14 protein-coding genes are annotated in these 14,592 nt (G+C 66.7%); 12 read left to right on the top strand and 2 right to left on the bottom strand.

Going from position 1 to position 14,592, the window contains the following annotated elements; translation table 11 throughout:
* Window positions 1-22 precede the first annotated feature (22 nt).
* Window positions 23-874 (bottom strand): M14 family murein peptide amidase A, encoded by an 852-nt coding sequence (locus tag ABC383_RS15495; protein WP_413014982.1) that lies wholly within the window; start codon window positions 872-874, stop codon window positions 23-25.
* Window positions 875-876: 2 nt separating this feature from the next.
* The gene (gene metK / locus ABC383_RS15490; RefSeq protein WP_413014981.1) at window positions 877-2,031 is read right to left on the bottom strand and encodes a methionine adenosyltransferase; all 1,155 of its coding nucleotides are present in this window, start codon (window positions 2,029-2,031) and stop codon (window positions 877-879) included.
* 171 nt (window positions 2,032-2,202) lie between these two features.
* Between metK and ABC383_RS15485 the strand changes: the two genes are divergently transcribed.
* From ABC383_RS15485 to hslU, 12 genes are all read left to right on the top strand, one after another.
* Window positions 2,203-3,057: a lysophospholipid acyltransferase family protein gene (locus ABC383_RS15485; protein WP_413014980.1), complete on the top strand. Its 855-nt coding sequence runs from the start codon at window positions 2,203-2,205 to the stop codon at window positions 3,055-3,057.
* Window positions 3,057-3,980: an LpxL/LpxP family acyltransferase gene (locus ABC383_RS15480; protein ID WP_413016383.1), complete on the top strand. Its 924-nt coding sequence runs from the start codon at window positions 3,057-3,059 to the stop codon at window positions 3,978-3,980. Before ABC383_RS15485 ends, ABC383_RS15480 begins: the two co-directional genes overlap by 1 nt.
* The gene (dapF, locus tag ABC383_RS15475) at window positions 3,977-4,828 is read left to right on the top strand and encodes a diaminopimelate epimerase (protein WP_413014979.1); all 852 of its coding nucleotides are present in this window, start codon (window positions 3,977-3,979) and stop codon (window positions 4,826-4,828) included. Before ABC383_RS15480 ends, dapF begins: the two co-directional genes overlap by 4 nt.
* A gap of 46 nt (window positions 4,829-4,874) precedes the next feature.
* Window positions 4,875-5,537, top strand: coding sequence for a DUF484 family protein (locus ABC383_RS15470; RefSeq protein WP_413014978.1), 663 nt, complete (start codon window positions 4,875-4,877; stop codon window positions 5,535-5,537).
* Between the two features lie 4 nt (window positions 5,538-5,541).
* Window positions 5,542-6,525 carry a tyrosine recombinase XerC gene (locus ABC383_RS15465; protein WP_413014977.1) on the top strand — a complete coding sequence of 328 codons (984 nt, stop codon included), beginning with the start codon at window positions 5,542-5,544 and terminating at the stop codon, window positions 6,523-6,525.
* An 18-nt stretch (window positions 6,526-6,543) separates the two neighbouring features.
* Window positions 6,544-7,587 carry a CobW family GTP-binding protein gene (locus ABC383_RS15460; RefSeq protein ID WP_413014976.1) on the top strand — a complete coding sequence of 348 codons (1,044 nt, stop codon included), beginning with the start codon at window positions 6,544-6,546 and terminating at the stop codon, window positions 7,585-7,587.
* Window positions 7,588-7,832: 245 nt separating this feature from the next.
* Window positions 7,833-8,279: an RNA polymerase-binding protein DksA gene (dksA, locus tag ABC383_RS15455; RefSeq protein ID WP_194715551.1), complete on the top strand. Its 447-nt coding sequence runs from the start codon at window positions 7,833-7,835 to the stop codon at window positions 8,277-8,279.
* Window positions 8,276-8,641, top strand: coding sequence for a hypothetical protein (locus ABC383_RS15450; protein ID WP_413014975.1), 366 nt, complete (start codon window positions 8,276-8,278; stop codon window positions 8,639-8,641). Before dksA ends, ABC383_RS15450 begins: the two co-directional genes overlap by 4 nt.
* A 96-nt stretch (window positions 8,642-8,737) precedes the next feature.
* Window positions 8,738-10,723 carry a TonB-dependent receptor gene (locus tag ABC383_RS15445; protein WP_413014974.1) on the top strand — a complete coding sequence of 662 codons (1,986 nt, stop codon included), beginning with the start codon at window positions 8,738-8,740 and terminating at the stop codon, window positions 10,721-10,723.
* Window positions 10,724-10,875: 152 nt separating this feature from the next.
* Window positions 10,876-12,165, top strand: coding sequence for an STAS domain-containing protein (locus ABC383_RS15440; protein ID WP_413014973.1), 1,290 nt, complete (start codon window positions 10,876-10,878; stop codon window positions 12,163-12,165).
* Window positions 12,166-12,277: 112 nt separating this feature from the next.
* A complete protein-coding gene (gene hslV / locus ABC383_RS15435; RefSeq protein WP_194715554.1) occupies window positions 12,278-12,814 on the top strand; it encodes an ATP-dependent protease subunit HslV in 537 nt (178 codons plus the stop codon).
* A gap of 51 nt (window positions 12,815-12,865) precedes the next feature.
* The gene (gene hslU / locus ABC383_RS15430; protein WP_413014972.1) at window positions 12,866-14,197 is read left to right on the top strand and encodes an ATP-dependent protease ATPase subunit HslU; all 1,332 of its coding nucleotides are present in this window, start codon (window positions 12,866-12,868) and stop codon (window positions 14,195-14,197) included.
* The last annotated feature ends 395 nt before the right edge of the window (window positions 14,198-14,592 follow it).

Here is a 14,592-nt window from a genome sequence, read left to right as displayed (position 1 = left end):
ACAACGCTTCTCAGGGTTGCAACTAATTCGCCGCCAGCTTCCCGCTGATCACATTCCTCCCCGCCCAAGCCAGCATGTCGCGCCAGATCTTCTCCACCTCGGCATCATTCGGCATCTGCTGCGCGTGCGGCAACTCGATCGTCACCACCGGCACCTTGCGCTGCCCGCCGCCGTAATTGCCGAGCGAACCGGGATACACGCCGATCGGGTCGTAGCGCAGCCGGCCGAAACGGCTGGGCGGGGACGTGGCGGGACCGTCGAAGTCGAGCAGGCCGAAGGGGGCGTGCACCGAGACGATCAGGTCGGGCTGGAAGCGGCGGATTTCCTCGTCCAGCCAGCGGCTTTCGGGCTCGGACAGCGGTGTCTTGCCAGGGAAGCGGCGCGGGTCGCGGCCGGTGGTCCTGACCCAGTAGCGCTCGGTTTCGCGCTGCCAGTCATGGGTGGGGAAGTTGCGGTTGAGGTCGACGCCGCGGGCGTTGGTGCGGGTCTGTTTGCCAGTCAGCATGCCGTCCGGATTCACCAGCGGCGCAATGCTCCAGCTGAACTGGCGTGCTGCCGGCGTGCCGAGATGGCGCATCCAGCGCAGGATGATGGCCGACGAGGTCGGCTCGTCGCCGTGGATGCCGCCCAGCAGCAGGATGCGGGTGGGCCTGGCCTTGCCATTGGCCGCGGCAGGCACCCGCCGCACCAGCAGCGGCAGGCCCTTCACCGAGCGGCCGCCGGGCGCCAACGACTGCGCCTGGCAGTCGGCCGGCTTGATGCCGGGCAGCGCCTGGCTCAGTTGCATGCAATGGGCCGATGGCGGCGGCAGCGCTGCCCGCGCCGCTGCCGCACCCAGCCAACCTGCAAGGAACAGCGCAGCGGCGACGCGCACGCTTAACCGGCGTTGGCGCGCAAGGCTTCCGCCTTGTCGGTGCGCTCCCAGGAAAACTCCGGCTCCTCGCGGCCGAAGTGGCCGTAGGCAGCGGTCTTGCTGTAGATCGGGCGCAGCAGGTCGAGCATCTGCACGATGCCGCGCGGACGCAGGTCGAAATGCTCGCGCACCAGGTCGGCGATCTTCTCGTCGCTGATCTTGCCGGTGCCGAAGGTGGTGACCATCACCGAGGTCGGCCGCGCCACGCCGATGGCGTAGGAGATCTGGATCTGGCAGCGTTCGGCAAGGCCGGCGGCGACGATATTCTTGGCCACGTAGCGGCCAGCGTAGGCAGCCGAGCGGTCGACCTTGGACGGGTCCTTGCCGGAGAAGGCGCCGCCGCCATGGGGCGCCGCGCCGCCGTAGGTGTCGACGATGATCTTGCGGCCGGTCAGGCCGCAGTCGCCCTGCGGGCCGCCGATGACGAAGCGGCCGGTCGGGTTGACTAGGTAGCGGGTGCCGTTGAGCCATTCCGCCGGCACCACCGGCTTGATGATCATCTCGATCACCGCTTCCTCGATGTCCTTCTGCTGCATCTCGGGCGCATGCTGGGTCGACAGCACGATGGTGTCGATGCCGACCGGGCGGCCGTCCACATACTTCAGCGTGACCTGCGACTTGGCGTCCGGACGCAGCCATGGCAGGCGGCCGTCTTTGCGCAGCTGCGACTGGCGCTCGACGATGCGGTGCGCATAGTGGATCGCGGCGGGCATCAGTTCCGGGGTTTCATTGCAGGCGTAGCCGAACATCAGGCCCTGGTCGCCGGCGCCCTGGTCGAGGTCGACCGCGCGGTCCACGCCCTGGGCGATGTCGGGCGACTGCTTGTCGTAGCAGACCATCACCGCGCAGCTCTTGTAGTCGATGCCGTAGTCGGCATTGTCGTAGCCGATGCGCTTGATGGTGTCGCGCGCCACGCTGATGTAGTCCACGTTGGCATGGGTGGTGATCTCGCCGGCCAGCACCACCAGGCCGGTGTTGCACAGGGTTTCGGCGGCCACGCGGGCCTTCGGGTCCTGCTCGAAGATGGCGTCGAGGATGGCGTCGGAAATCTGGTCGGCCACCTTGTCGGGATGGCCTTCGGAGACGGATTCGGAAGTGAAGAGGTATTCGTGTGCCATGCAGGCTCCTTGAATGGTGATAGTCGTAAAGTCGCGGCCTATCGATGAGCCTGCGACGCTTTAGCGAGATTTGTAGGCCGCCTCGCAAGTTGTCTGTTAACTCGGCGGATAAAACTTCGTGCTATTTTACGCGTCTTAAAAAATTCGCGCAAAAACCTGACGCCTTCTTTAATGCTTGTCAACTTATTTCGCCTGCTGTCGCACCTGTCGCTGCCGCTGCTGCATCTGTCGGGCGCGGCGCTGGGTTGGGTAGTGTATGCCGCCTCCCCTTCCTATCGCCGTCGCCTCAACGACAACCTGGCGCGTGCCGGCTACGGCCACCTGCGCCGCCGCGCCATAGCCGCCGCCGGCAAGAGTGTGATGGAGCTGCCTTTCGTCTGGCTGGCGCCGGCGCGCCGGGTGCTGCCGGCCGCCCATATCGAGAGCCTGGAACTGCCGCGCGCGGCGCTGGCCGAGGGACGCGGCCTGATCTTCCTGACGCCGCACCTGGGCTGCTTCGAGATCCTGGCGCAGGCGGTGTCGGAGCATATCCCGCTGACGGTGCTGTACCGGCCGCCGCGCAAGGCGGCCCTGAAACCCCTGCTGGAGCAGGCGCGCGCGCGGCCAGCCATGCGGCTGGCGCCGGCCAATCTCTCGGGCGTGCGCATGCTGATGAAGGCATTAAAGGGCGGCCAGGCGATCGGCCTGCTGCCGGACCAGGTGCCGCAGCAGGGCGAAGGCGCCTGGGCCGGCTTCTATGGCAAGCCGGCCTACACCATGACGCTGCCGGCCAAGCTGCACCAGATGAGCGGCGCGCCCATCATCCTGGCCTATGCCGAGCGGCTGGCGCATGGCCGCGGCTTCGAACTGCGCTTCGTGCGCTTCGAGGAAGACCTCGCGGGCACGCCGGAACAACAGGCGCGCAGCATCAACGCGGCGATGGAAAAGCTGATCGCGCTGTGCCCCGACCAGTACTTCTGGAGCTACAACCGCTACAAGACACCGCCCGGCGTGGCGGCGCCAGTGGCAGCGGCGGCTGGAGCATGATGCGGCTCCTGCTTGGTTTGATGTGGCTGCTGCACTGGCTGCCGCTGCCGGCGCTGGGCCGCTTCGGCGAGATGGTGGGCAGCGTGCTGTTCATGGTGATGGGCGATCGTCGCCGCATTGCGCTGACCAACCTGCGGCTGTGCCTGCCGGAGCTCGATGAAAATGCCAGGCTGCGCCTGGCGCGCCGCCATTTCCAGGACTACGCCCGCAGCGTGCTGGAACGCGGCGTGCTGTGGTGGGGCAGCGAGGCGCGGCTGCGGCGCCTGATCCGGGTCGAGCCCGGCCTGCCGCTGGACGACATCGCCGCCGGCCCGGTGATCCTGCTGTGTCCGCATTTCGTCTGCCTGGACGTGGCCGGCGTGGCGGTGGCGCTGGACGTCTCCGGCTGCTCGATGTACACCCAGCAGCGCGACCCGGTGTTCGACGCCGCGCTGCGCCGCGGCCGCAACCGCTTCCATCCGGCCGAGCTGTTCTCGCGCGAGGACGGCATCAAGCCCATCCTGCGCGCGATGAAGCGGCGCATTCCCTACTTCATGCTGCCCGACATGGACTTCGGCGAGCGCGACGCGCTGTTCGTACCCTTCTTCGACATGCCGGCCGCCACCCTCACCGCACCGGCCCGGATCGCCGCCGCCACCGGCGCCAAGGTGATCCCGGTGGTGGCGACCTACCTGCCCGGCTACCGCGGCTGGCGGGTGCGTTTCTACCCGGCCTGGGAAGACTATCCAGGCGACGATCTGGCCGCCGCCACGCGCCGCATGAATGCCTTCATCGAGGACCGGGTGCGCGAGGCGCCCGAGGAATATTTTTGGGCGCACAAGCGCTTCAAGACCCGCCCGCCGGGCGCTGCCGGCGTGTATGATGCCCCGTCCCCGTTGCCTGTCGCGGCGGGCGAACCGGCCGACGGCCAACAACAGCCATGAAACTCAAATTCACCAAGATGCACGGCGCCGGCAATGACTTCGTGGTCATCGACGCCATTAACCAGCAGATCGATTTCACGCCCGCGCAGTGGCGCCACCTGGCCGACCGCCGTTTCGGCGTCGGCGCCGACCAGATGCTGGTGGTGGAGCGGCCGCAGTCGGCCGGCGTGGATTTCCGCTACCGGATCTATAACAGCGACGGCGGCGAGGTCGAGCAGTGCGGCAACGGCGCCCGCGCCTTCGTCCGCTACGTTACCGAAAAAGGCCTGACCGACAAGCGCGCCATCCGGGTCGAGACCCTGTCCGGCGTGATCGAGCCGCGCCTGGAAGCCGATGGCGGCATCACGGTCGACATGGGCGCGCCCATCCTGGAACCGGCCCGGGTGCCGTTCGATGCCGCGGGCCTGGAAGGCCGGCCGCAGGGCGACGACACGCTGTGGCCGCTCGATGTAAACGGCGCCACGGTGTGGATGTCCGTCGTCTCGATGGGCAATCCGCATGCGGTGCAGGTGGTGGAAGACAGCGAGACCGCGCCGGTGGCCAGCCAGGGCCCGGCGATCGAGCAGCATGCGCGCTTTGCCAAGCGGGTCAATGCCGGCTTCATGCAGGTGCTGGACCGCCATGCGGTCCGGCTGCGGGTGTTCGAACGCGGCGCCGGCGAGACGCTGGCCTGCGGCACCGGCGCCTGCGCGGCGGTGGTGGCCGGCATCCGGCGCGGCCTGCTGGATACGCCAGTGAAGGTCGCCACCCGCGGCGGCGACCTGTCCATCGCCTGGGCCGGCGGCACGGCGCCGGTGCTGCTGACCGGCCCGGCCGTGACCGTGTTCGACGGCGAAATCGAACTCTGAACCAGCACTGATTGTTTCCCATTCATCGTCACCGACACCGACACTCATGTCCCTCGAATCCACCGCCGTTGCCGCCTACCTTGCCAGCCATCCGGATTTCTTCGAAGAGCACAACGAACTGCTGGCCGCCGTCAAACTGACCAGCGGCTTTTCCGGTCGCGCCATCTCGCTGCAGGAGCGGCAGATGGAAGTGCTGCGCGAGAAGCACAAGGCGCTGGAACTGAAGCTGGCCGCGCTGATGCGCAACGGCCATGAGAACGACCAGATCGCCGACAAATTCCATCAGTGGACCTGCAGCCTGCTGGCCAGCCGCCACGACACCGAACTGCCGCGCATCCTGGTCGACGGCCTGCGCCAGCGCTTCGACGTGCCGCAGGCCACCCTGCGGCTGTGGAGCGTGGCCGCGCCGCATGCGCAGGCCTGGTTTGCCGCGCCGGCGTCGGACGACATCCGCATCTTCGCCAACGGCCTGGATGCGCCATTCTGCGGCCCCAACAACGACTTCGAAGCGGCTTCCTGGCTGGACGAGCCGGCCGCCGTGAAGTCGATCGCCATGCTGCCGCTGCGCGCGGCGGGCGCGCAGCAGAGCTTCGGCCTGCTGGTGCTGGGTTCGCCGGACGCGCAGCGTTTTTCCGAAACCATGTCGACCGACTTCCTGGTCCGCTTCGCCGGCACCGCCAGCGCCGCGCTCGGCAGCCTGCTGGGATAAGACCATGAGCGCGCAGCAACGCCAGGCCCACTACGCCGGCTATCTGCAGAACCTGGAAACCCAGCGCCGGCTGTCGCCCTACACGGTCAGCGGCTACCGCCATGAACTGGCCGAACTGGAGCGCCTGATCGTGGCTGCCTTTCCGCCGCCGGCCGAGGCGCCGGCGCTGGAGGCGCTGTCGCATTTCCATATCCGCAAGTTCGCTTCGCAGTTGCATGGCGGCGGCCTGCATCCGCGCTCGATCGCGCGCCGGCTCTCGGCCTGGCGCGGCTTTTATAACTGGCTGTCGGAGCAGCTGCCGCTGGCGTCGAACCCGGTGGATGGCGTTCGTCCGCCGCGGCGCGGCAAGGCGCTGCCCAAGGCGCTGTCGGCCGACCATGCGGTGCAGCTGGTGTCGCAGCCGCGGCCGGGCAGCGACCCGCAGGCGCCGAACGAGCTGTGCAATCGCGCCATGTTCGAGCTGCTCTATTCCAGCGGCCTGCGGGTGTCGGAACTGGTGTCGCTGGACGTGGCCTATGCGCGGGAAGAGGGTCATGAGTCGGCTGGCTGGGTGGACGATGCTTCCGGCGAGGTGCATGTCACCGGCAAGGGCGGCAAGAAGCGCACCGTGCCGGTGGGACGGGCCGCGCTGGAAGCGCTGCGCGCCTGGCTGCCGGCGCGCAGGGAATTGCTGCGGCCGGACTCCGGCCTGGCGCGCCATGCGCTGTTTCTCTCGGTGCGCGGCAAGCGCATGACGCCGCGCATGGTCCACAGCCGCATCAGCGCGCACGCGCTGGCGCTGGGCATCCCGTCCAACGTGCATCCGCATGTGATGCGCCATTCCTTTGCCTCGCATGTGCTGCAGTCCTCGGGCGACCTGCGCGCGGTGCAGGAAATGCTGGGCCACGCCTCGATTTCCTCGACCCAGGTGTATACCTCGCTCGACTTCATGCGCCTGGCGCAGGTGTATGATGCCGCGCATCCGCGCGCCAAGAAGCGCGACGCCTGACACCAAGGAGCGCACGCCATGATCCCGACCACCATCCTGACCGGCTTTCTGGGGGCCGGCAAAACCACGCTGCTGAACCGGCTGCTGAAGGAGCCGCACGGCCACCGCATCGCCGTGATCGAGAACGAGTTCGGCGCCGAGAACATCGACAACGAGATCCTGGTCCAGGACAGCAACGAGCAGATCGTGGAGATGAACAACGGCTGCATCTGCTGCACGGTACGCGGCGACCTGATCAGCGCGCTGTCCACGCTGGCCATCAAGCGCAATGCCGGCGAGCTGCAGTTCGACCACGTGGTGATCGAGACCACCGGCCTGGCCAATCCCGGCCCGGTGGCGCAGACCTTCTTCATGGACGAGGAAGTCAGCCTGCATTACATGCTGGACGCGGTGATCACCATCGTCGACGCAAAACATGGCATGCAGCAGCTCGACGACCGAGAGGAAGCGCAGCGCCAGGTCGGTTTCGCCGACCGCATCCTGCTGTCCAAGACCGACCTGTGCAGCCCGGAGGAAGTCGCGCAGCTGACGGCGCGCCTGAAGCGCATCAACCCGCGCGCGCCGATCAGCAGCAACAGCCTGGACGGCATGCCGATCTCGGGCCTGCTGGACCTGCGCGGCTTCAACCTCAACGACAAGCTCGACATCGACCCCGACTTCCTGGCCGAGGCGGAGCACGTGCATGACGAGCACTGCGGTCATGACCATGGCCATGAGCATGAGCACGGTGAGCACTGCAACCATCACGATCATCACAACCACACCGACGATATCGCCGCCTTCGTGTTCCGCAGCCAGCGGCCGTTCGACACCGCCCGGCTGGACAATTTCCTCGGCGGGCTGATCCAGGTGTTCGGGCCGCGCATGCTGCGTTACAAGGGCATTCTTTACATGCAGGGCGCGGACCGCAAGGTGGTGTTCCAGGGCGTGCACCAGACCATGGGCTCGGATATTGGCGCACCCTGGCTGGAACACGAGGAACGCGGCAGCAAGATGGTGTTCATCGGAGTGAATCTGCCGCAGGATGTTTTTCTTCAAGGACTGGAACAGTGTTTGGTATAAACTGTTGCGGTTTTTTAAACCCCTGCCACGGCGCGGCACCAAAATGCGTGGCAGGACGGTACGGTGGCAGGCAGCAGAAACAAGGCAATCCGGTACGCATTGAAGGTTGCTGTTCGACAAAACGACATCTGCCGGTATTTCCTCTTTGACAGCATTCCGCATTCCGGCATACTACTGAGCAGCAACAAAACGTTTGTCCGTTTAACGGATACATTGACTAAACCGTAGTTTCGAAAGTTACCGAAGTGGCAACCAAGACAACCAAACCAACCGTCGCTGACGCGCCTCTCCTCACTGAAGAAGAAATTCTGAAAATGGGCGAGAAGGATTACATGAATGCCGCGCAGCTGGCGTTTTTCCGCGCCCGTCTGCAACAGCTTGAAAAGGACCTGCTCAAGAATGCCGGCGAAACCACGGAGCACCTGCGCGAAACCGTGCTGGTGCCCGATCCGGCGGACCGCGCGACCATCGAGGAAGAACATGCGCTGGAACTGCGCACCCGCGACCGCGAGCGCAAGCTGCTGAAGAAGGTGCAGCAGTCGATTGCCGCCATCGATGCCGGCGACTACGGCTGGTGCGAGGAAACCGGCGAGCCGATCGGCATTCCGCGCCTGCTGGCGCGCCCGACCGCCACGCTGTCGCTGGAAGCGCAGCAGCGCCGCGAACTGAAACAGAAGCTGTACGGCGATTGAAACCCGCCCGTGTCTCCGTCACCAGCCGCAGCGCCCTGGCGCTGCTGATGCTGTGCTGCCTGCTGGCGGCGCAGTGGCTGGGGCTGGGACACCGCATTGCCCATGCCGGCTGGCAGCTTGCCGGGCCGGCACAGGTCGTGAAGTTTGGCGTCGCTGACAGCGAGCGCCAGAGCCCGACCGCCGATCCAACCCACTCCTGCGCGGCATTCGACGATGCCACGCTGCCCGCCGCGCTGTCGACGCCGCCCTATCTGGCGCCCTTGCTGCCCGGCGCTGCCGTGCTGGCGCTGTGGACTGCCTATGCCTCCTGGCAGCAGCCCTTCCACTGCCACTTCTCTTCCCGCGCGCCGCCGCTTTCCTGAACCGCCCAAACCAGTTCACCTTGCCAGGCTCCTGCCGCTTTTTCCTTTGCTGCGGACAGGCCGGCATTCCCGTTTGATCCCGTTTCAGGAAATTCCATGCCATTCCAACGTTCCACGCTGGCGCGCGCCGCGCTCCTCGCCTGCGCCGCCCACGCCCCGTCCCTGCATGCCGCCGATGCGCTGCCGGAAGTCACCGTCACCACCAGTCCGCTGGCCGGCGGTGAAAATGCACAGATCCTGACGCCGGCGCGCGTCGTCTCGGGCGATGAACTGCGCAACCGCCAGGCCGGTTCGCTGGGCGAGACCCTGTCGCATGAACTGGGCGTTTCCAGTTCCGCCTTCGGCGCCGGCGCTTCGCGCCCCATCATCCGCGGTCTGGAAGGCGGCCGGGTGAAGATGCTGCAGAACGGCATGTCGATATCGGATGTATCGACGCTGTCGAATGACCACGCGGTCGCCGCCGACAGCGCCACCGCGCGCCAGGTCGAGATCCTGCGCGGCCCGGCTTCGCTGCTGTACGGTTCGGGCGCGATCGGCGGCCTGGTCAACGTGATCAACGACCGCATCCCGACCACGCTGGCGCCGGCGCCTACCGGCGAGGCCGAGGTGCGCTACGGCAGCGTCGACCGGGCGAAAAGCATGTCGCTGTCGCTCGACGGCGCGGCCGGCGCGATCGGCCTGCACGTGGATGGCAATGTGCGCAATGCCGATGACTACCGGATTCCGGACCATCAGGTTCTGAACGACCCCTCCTCCGCCTCCGGCCGCCTGCCCAATTCCTTCTCGCGCCAGAACAGCTTGGGCGTCGGCCTGTCCACCGTGCAGTCATGGGGCTATGTCGGCGCATCGGTGGCCACCCTCAACAAGCGCTATGGCATACCGACCGACGAAGGCGCGCGCATCGACCTCGACCAGACCCGCTACGACATCGACAGCCTGGTCAGGAATCCGTTTGCTGGCTTCGAAAGCGCGCGGCTGCGCCTGGGCTACACCGATTACCAGCATGACGAACTCAATGCCGACAATGTGCCGCAGACCAATTTCAAGAACCGGGCATTCGAGACCCGGCTGGAACTGACCCATCAGCGCATTGCCGGCTGGCGCGGCACCTTCGGCCTGCAGGCCGAGAACGAGCGCTTTTCCGCGCTGGCGGCCGATGGCGGCGGCGCCACCGTGCCGGCCACCCGGTCGCGCTCGATGGCGGGCTTCCTGGTCGAGGAGCGCGACTTCGGACCGGTCAGGGTCAGCGCCGGCGGCCGGCTGGAGTCGGTCAAGCGCACGCCCGACGGCCAGCGCGAACGCAGTTTCGACCTCGGCTCCTGGTCGCTGGGCGGGCTGTGGGCATTCCAGCCGGGCTACGGCCTGGGGCTGACCGGCTCGCTGGCGCAGCGCGCGCCGTCCACCGAGGAGCTGTATTCCAGCGGGCCGCACGAGGCGACCCGCACCTATGACATTGGCAATCCGGCCTTTGCCAGGGAAACCTCGCGCAACCTGGAACTGAGCCTGCAGAAGACTGAAGGCCTGGTGCGCTGGAAGACCAATCTCTTCTACAACCGCGTCAAGAACTTCGTCTACGGCGACATTACCGGACGCCAACTCGATGACGCCGGCAATCCGGGCGATGAACTCAACGAGCGCATCTTCCGCCAAAGCGATGCGACGATACGCGGCGCCGAAGCCGAGATCGGCTACAACCAGCGCGGCGCCGGCTGGTCGAGCCGGCTGTTCGCCGACACCTCGCGCGGCAGGCTGGAAAACGCCGGCAATCTGCCGCTGCAGCCGGCAAGCCGCTTCGGCGTCGACGTCAATTACCGGCAGGGCCCGTGGCGCGGCGGCGCCTCGCTGCTGCGGGCGCTGCGCCAGGACCGCCTGGCCAGCTTCGAGACCAGCGCCACGCCCGGCTACACCCAGCTGGATGCGAACCTGTCCTATACCCAGAGCCTGGGCCGCTACGACGTCACCTGGTTCCTGCTCGCCCGCAACCTGCTGAACCAGGACATCCGCCTGTCCACCTCGGTGCTGAAGGACCAGGCGCCGCTGCCGGGCCGCAACCTGATCGTCGGCGTGCGCACGGCTTTCTAATCGGCCTGCGGCCAGGCGCCCGGGCCGCTTGCAAGCCTGGCCTGGCCGCATGGTATGCTTGCCGGACTTGCGTGCGGCAAGCCGTGACGGCCACGGCGCCCTTCACCGCGACGCTCCCTCTTCGGCAAGTTCAGCAAAGGCGGCAGGACAACGTGGGACTCTTCGGTCTATTCGGCAAAAAGGATGCGCCATCGGCGCCCGGCGACAAGGACGCGCCGCGTTCCCGCACGCCGGCCACGCCCGCGCCGCCCGACACCGAGCAGCAGCGCCAGCGCAGCCATCGCGCGTCCGATACCGCCAGGAAGATCGACGCCATCGAGTCCGAGATGTCGTCCGAGTTCGTGCCCTCCCACCTGCTCACCGCCAACAGCCAGCAGGAAGCTCCGCAAGCATCGCAGAACACCCTGCCCGACCTTGCCCATTCCACCGACATGCTGCTCGGCGCGGAAGTGCGTGGGCTGGGGCTAGAAGTCAATGCCTCCGAAGCCGCGCCGATGCTGGAAGAGGCGGCAATCCTGTTTGCCAATGAGCAGGATGAAGTCGCCGAGCAGATGCTGCGCATGGCGGCGGCCGAGCCCGAGGCCGGCGTCGACGCCTGGCTGATGCTGTTCGACCTGTACCAGGCCACTGGCCGGCAGACCGAGTTCGAGCACCTGTCGATCGACTATGCGCGCCGTTTCGAAACCTCGCCGCCGGCCTGGCGCAAGACGCTGCCGCCGGCGGCCACGCGTCCGGCGCTGCCGTCGGTGGCATTTGCCGGCAAGCTCGACGCCGGCATCGTCAAGCTGGTGGAAAAGGTGCTGAAAATCGCCGAGCAACACCAGGCGCTGCGGCTGGAATTCGGCCGCGTGACCGAAGTCGCGCCGGTCGGCTGCGGCCTGCTGCTGCGCACCCTGAAGAAACTGCAGCAGCATGATGTGTCCGTGATCGGCGCCAATGAGCTGACCGCGCGCATCCGCGCCATCCTGGAAGTCGGCCGCCGCGACGAGACCGAGGCGCCCTGGCTGCTGCTGCTGGAAATCCTGCGCCTGCAGAACCGCGAGCACGAGTTCGAGGAAACCAGCATCGACTACTGCATCACCTTTGAAGTCTCGCCGCCGCCTTTCGTGCCGCCGGTGCACGGCAGCAGCGCCGCGCGCGAAGACGCCGCCGAGCCGTCCGGCGGCAGCGCGTTCCTGATGCCTGCCGTGGTGGACGGCCGCACCGAGCCGCTGCTGGCCGCGATTACCCAGCATGCCGACCTGCACGATCCGCTGGTGCTCGACTGCGCGCGCCTGGACCGGGTCGACTTCAGCGCCGCCGGGCAGCTGATGGTGGGCCTGGCGCCGCTGGCCCGCAACGGCCGCACCATTGAGATGCACCATGTCAGCCGGCTGGTAGCGGCGCTGTTTTCGATGATCGGCCTGACCGACATCGTCCGCGTGCTGCCGCGCAAGCACTGATCTCGGCCGTGGTGCCAGTCTTGTAATTGTTCCCGGCGGCCCCATTCTTCTGATTCGGACCGGGCGCCGCCACGGGTTGCAACGCGCCCGGTCATTCATTTCAGAGGCAAGCATGGAACAATTTCACGGCACGACCATTCTTTCCGTGCGCCGCGGCAACGTGGTTGCGCTGGGCGGCGACGGCCAGGTTACGTTGGGCAATGTCGTCGTCAAGGGCACCGCGCGCAAGGTGCGCAGGCTGCACCAGGGCAAGGTGCTGGCCGGATTCGCCGGCGGCACCGCCGACGCCTTCACGCTGCTGGAGCGCTTCGAAGCCAAGCTCGACAAGCACCAGGGCAACCTGATGCGCGCATCGGTGGAACTGGCCAAGGACTGGCGCACCGACCGCATGCTGCGCCGGCTGGAAGCCATGCTGCTGGTGGCCGACCGCGAAAGCACGCTGATCATCACCGGCAACGGCGACGTGCTGGAGCCGACCGACGGCATTGGCGCCATCGGCTCGGGCGGCGTCTATGCCCAGTCGGCCGCCAAGGCGCTGCAGGAAAACACCGACCTGTCGCCGGAAGAGATCGTCAAGCGCTCGCTGACCATCGCCGGCGAGCTGTGCATCTACACCAATCTCTCGCACATCGTCGAAACCCTGGAATAAGGGCGGCGCCAGCGTCCGCCTCCCCCTCAGTACTGCATACGGGATACAACAATGAACATGACTCCGCCGGAAATCGTTTCCGAACTCGACAAACACGTGGTGGGCCAGAGCCGCGCCAAGCGCGCGGTCGCCATTGCGCTGCGCAACCGCTGGCGCCGGCAACAGGTGCCGGATCCGCTGCGCCATGAGATCACGCCCAAGAACATCCTGATGATCGGCCCCACCGGCGTGGGCAAGACCGAGATCGCCCGCCGCCTGGCCAAGCTGGCCGACGCGCCCTTCATCAAGGTGGAAGCCACCAAGTTCACCGAGGTGGGCTATGTCGGCCGCGATGTCGACACCATCATCCGCGACCTGATCGACATCGGCATCAAGCAGACCCGCGAAAGCGAAAAGCGCAAGATGATGACCCGCGCCGAGGAAGCGGCGGAAGACCGGGTGCTGGATATTTTGCTGCCGCCGGCGCGCGACTTCGGCTTCAACAACGGCGCCGAGTCGACCAGCGACAGCGGCACCCGCCAGACTTTCCGCAAGCGCCTGCGCGAGGGCTCGCTGAACGACCGTGAAATCGAAGTCGAGGTCGCCGAGGCGGCGCCGCAGATGGAAATCATGGCGCCGCCGGGCATGGAGGAAATGACCGAGCAGATCAAGTCGATGTTTTCTGGCCTGGGCAACAACCGCAAGAAGTCGCGCAAGATGAAGATCGCCGACGCGATGAAGCTGCTGACCGAGGAAGAGGCCGGCAAGCTGGTCAACGAGGACGAGCTGAAGCAGAAGGCCATTGCCAATGTCGAGCAGAACGGCATCGTGTTCCTGGACGAGATCGACAAGATCGCCTCGCGCTCGGAATCCGGCGGCGCCGACGTCTCGCGCGCCGGCGTGCAGCGCGACCTGCTGCCGCTGGTGGAAGGCACTACCGTCAACACCAAGTACGGCATGGTCAAGACCGACCACATCCTGTTCATCGCCTCCGGCGCCTTCCACCTCTCGCGGCCATCGGACCTGATCCCCGAGCTGCAGGGCCGCTTCCCGATCCGGGTGGAGCTGGACTCGCTGTCGATCGAGGATTTCCAGCGCATCCTGACCGGCACCGACGCCTGCCTGACGCGCCAGTATGAAGCGCTGCTGGGCACCGAGGGCGTGGCGATCGACTTCCGCGAGGACGGCATCCGCCGCCTGGCCGAGATCGCTTATTCGGTGAATGAAAAGACCGAGAACATCGGCGCCCGCCGGCTGTACACGGTGATGGAAAAGCTGCTGGAGGAAATGTCCTATTCCGCCAGCGACAGCCAGGAAAAGTCGCTGGTGATCGACGCCGCCTATGTCGATGCCAGGCTGGGCGAACTGGCGGTCAACGAAGACCTGTCGCGCTACGTGCTGTAACACCAGGTCGGCGGAGCACGACGCAATGGCGAACAAGGCACTGGCGAAGCGGCAGAAGCTTAGCTTCCGGGTCGAACCATCGCAGAAAGCGCCGCGCGGCCGGGCTGGCGCGCGGCCGTTACCGCTTCAGCCGCAGCGGTCAACGCGTGGGGGCAAGTTGCAGCCGCAGCGGGCGCTGCGTGGCAAGGATAGCGGCGACGGGCAATAAGGGCTGGCGCAGTACGGAGGCGATGGCGGTTGCAGTTGCTCTTGACGTACGCGCAGCGACAGTTGCCGTTGCTTTTGAAGTGGCCGTTGCCGTTGCAGTTAGGGTCCCCGTCTGTGTACCGCCGTGACGGCGATGCCCGGAGCGGGAAAAGGTGCGGCGTCTGTCTGAGTCAAGCGCAGCTTGGCGA

Origin of the sequence: Noviherbaspirillum phoenicis, assembly GCF_047237965.1 — a bacterium.
Lineage (GTDB): Bacteria > Pseudomonadota > Gammaproteobacteria > Burkholderiales > Burkholderiaceae_D > Noviherbaspirillum_A.
The sequence above is the reverse complement of the archived record's forward strand: the minus strand, read 5'-3'. Positions and strand labels throughout refer to the sequence as shown.

Excerpts from the sequence above, each read along its gene's own strand:
- ABC383_RS15460 (WP_413014976.1), top strand. The coding sequence starts at position 6,544 with ATGATCCCGACCACCATCCTGACCGGCTTTCTGGGGGCCGGCAAAACC.
- ABC383_RS15485 (WP_413014980.1), top strand. The coding sequence starts at position 2,203 with ATGCTTGTCAACTTATTTCGCCTGCTGTCGCACCTGTCGCTGCCGCTG.
- ABC383_RS15470 (WP_413014978.1), top strand. The coding sequence starts at position 4,875 with ATGTCCCTCGAATCCACCGCCGTTGCCGCCTACCTTGCCAGCCATCCG.
- hslV (WP_194715554.1), top strand. The coding sequence starts at position 12,278 with ATGGAACAATTTCACGGCACGACCATTCTTTCCGTGCGCCGCGGCAAC.
- dapF (WP_413014979.1), top strand. The coding sequence starts at position 3,977 with ATGAAACTCAAATTCACCAAGATGCACGGCGCCGGCAATGACTTCGTG.
- metK (WP_413014981.1), bottom strand. The coding sequence starts at position 2,031 with ATGGCACACGAATACCTCTTCACTTCCGAATCCGTCTCCGAAGGCCAT.
- ABC383_RS15465 (WP_413014977.1), top strand. The coding sequence starts at position 5,542 with ATGAGCGCGCAGCAACGCCAGGCCCACTACGCCGGCTATCTGCAGAAC.
- ABC383_RS15445 (WP_413014974.1), top strand. The coding sequence starts at position 8,738 with ATGCCATTCCAACGTTCCACGCTGGCGCGCGCCGCGCTCCTCGCCTGC.
- hslU (WP_413014972.1), top strand. The coding sequence starts at position 12,866 with ATGAACATGACTCCGCCGGAAATCGTTTCCGAACTCGACAAACACGTG.
- ABC383_RS15480 (WP_413016383.1), top strand. The coding sequence starts at position 3,057 with ATGCGGCTCCTGCTTGGTTTGATGTGGCTGCTGCACTGGCTGCCGCTG.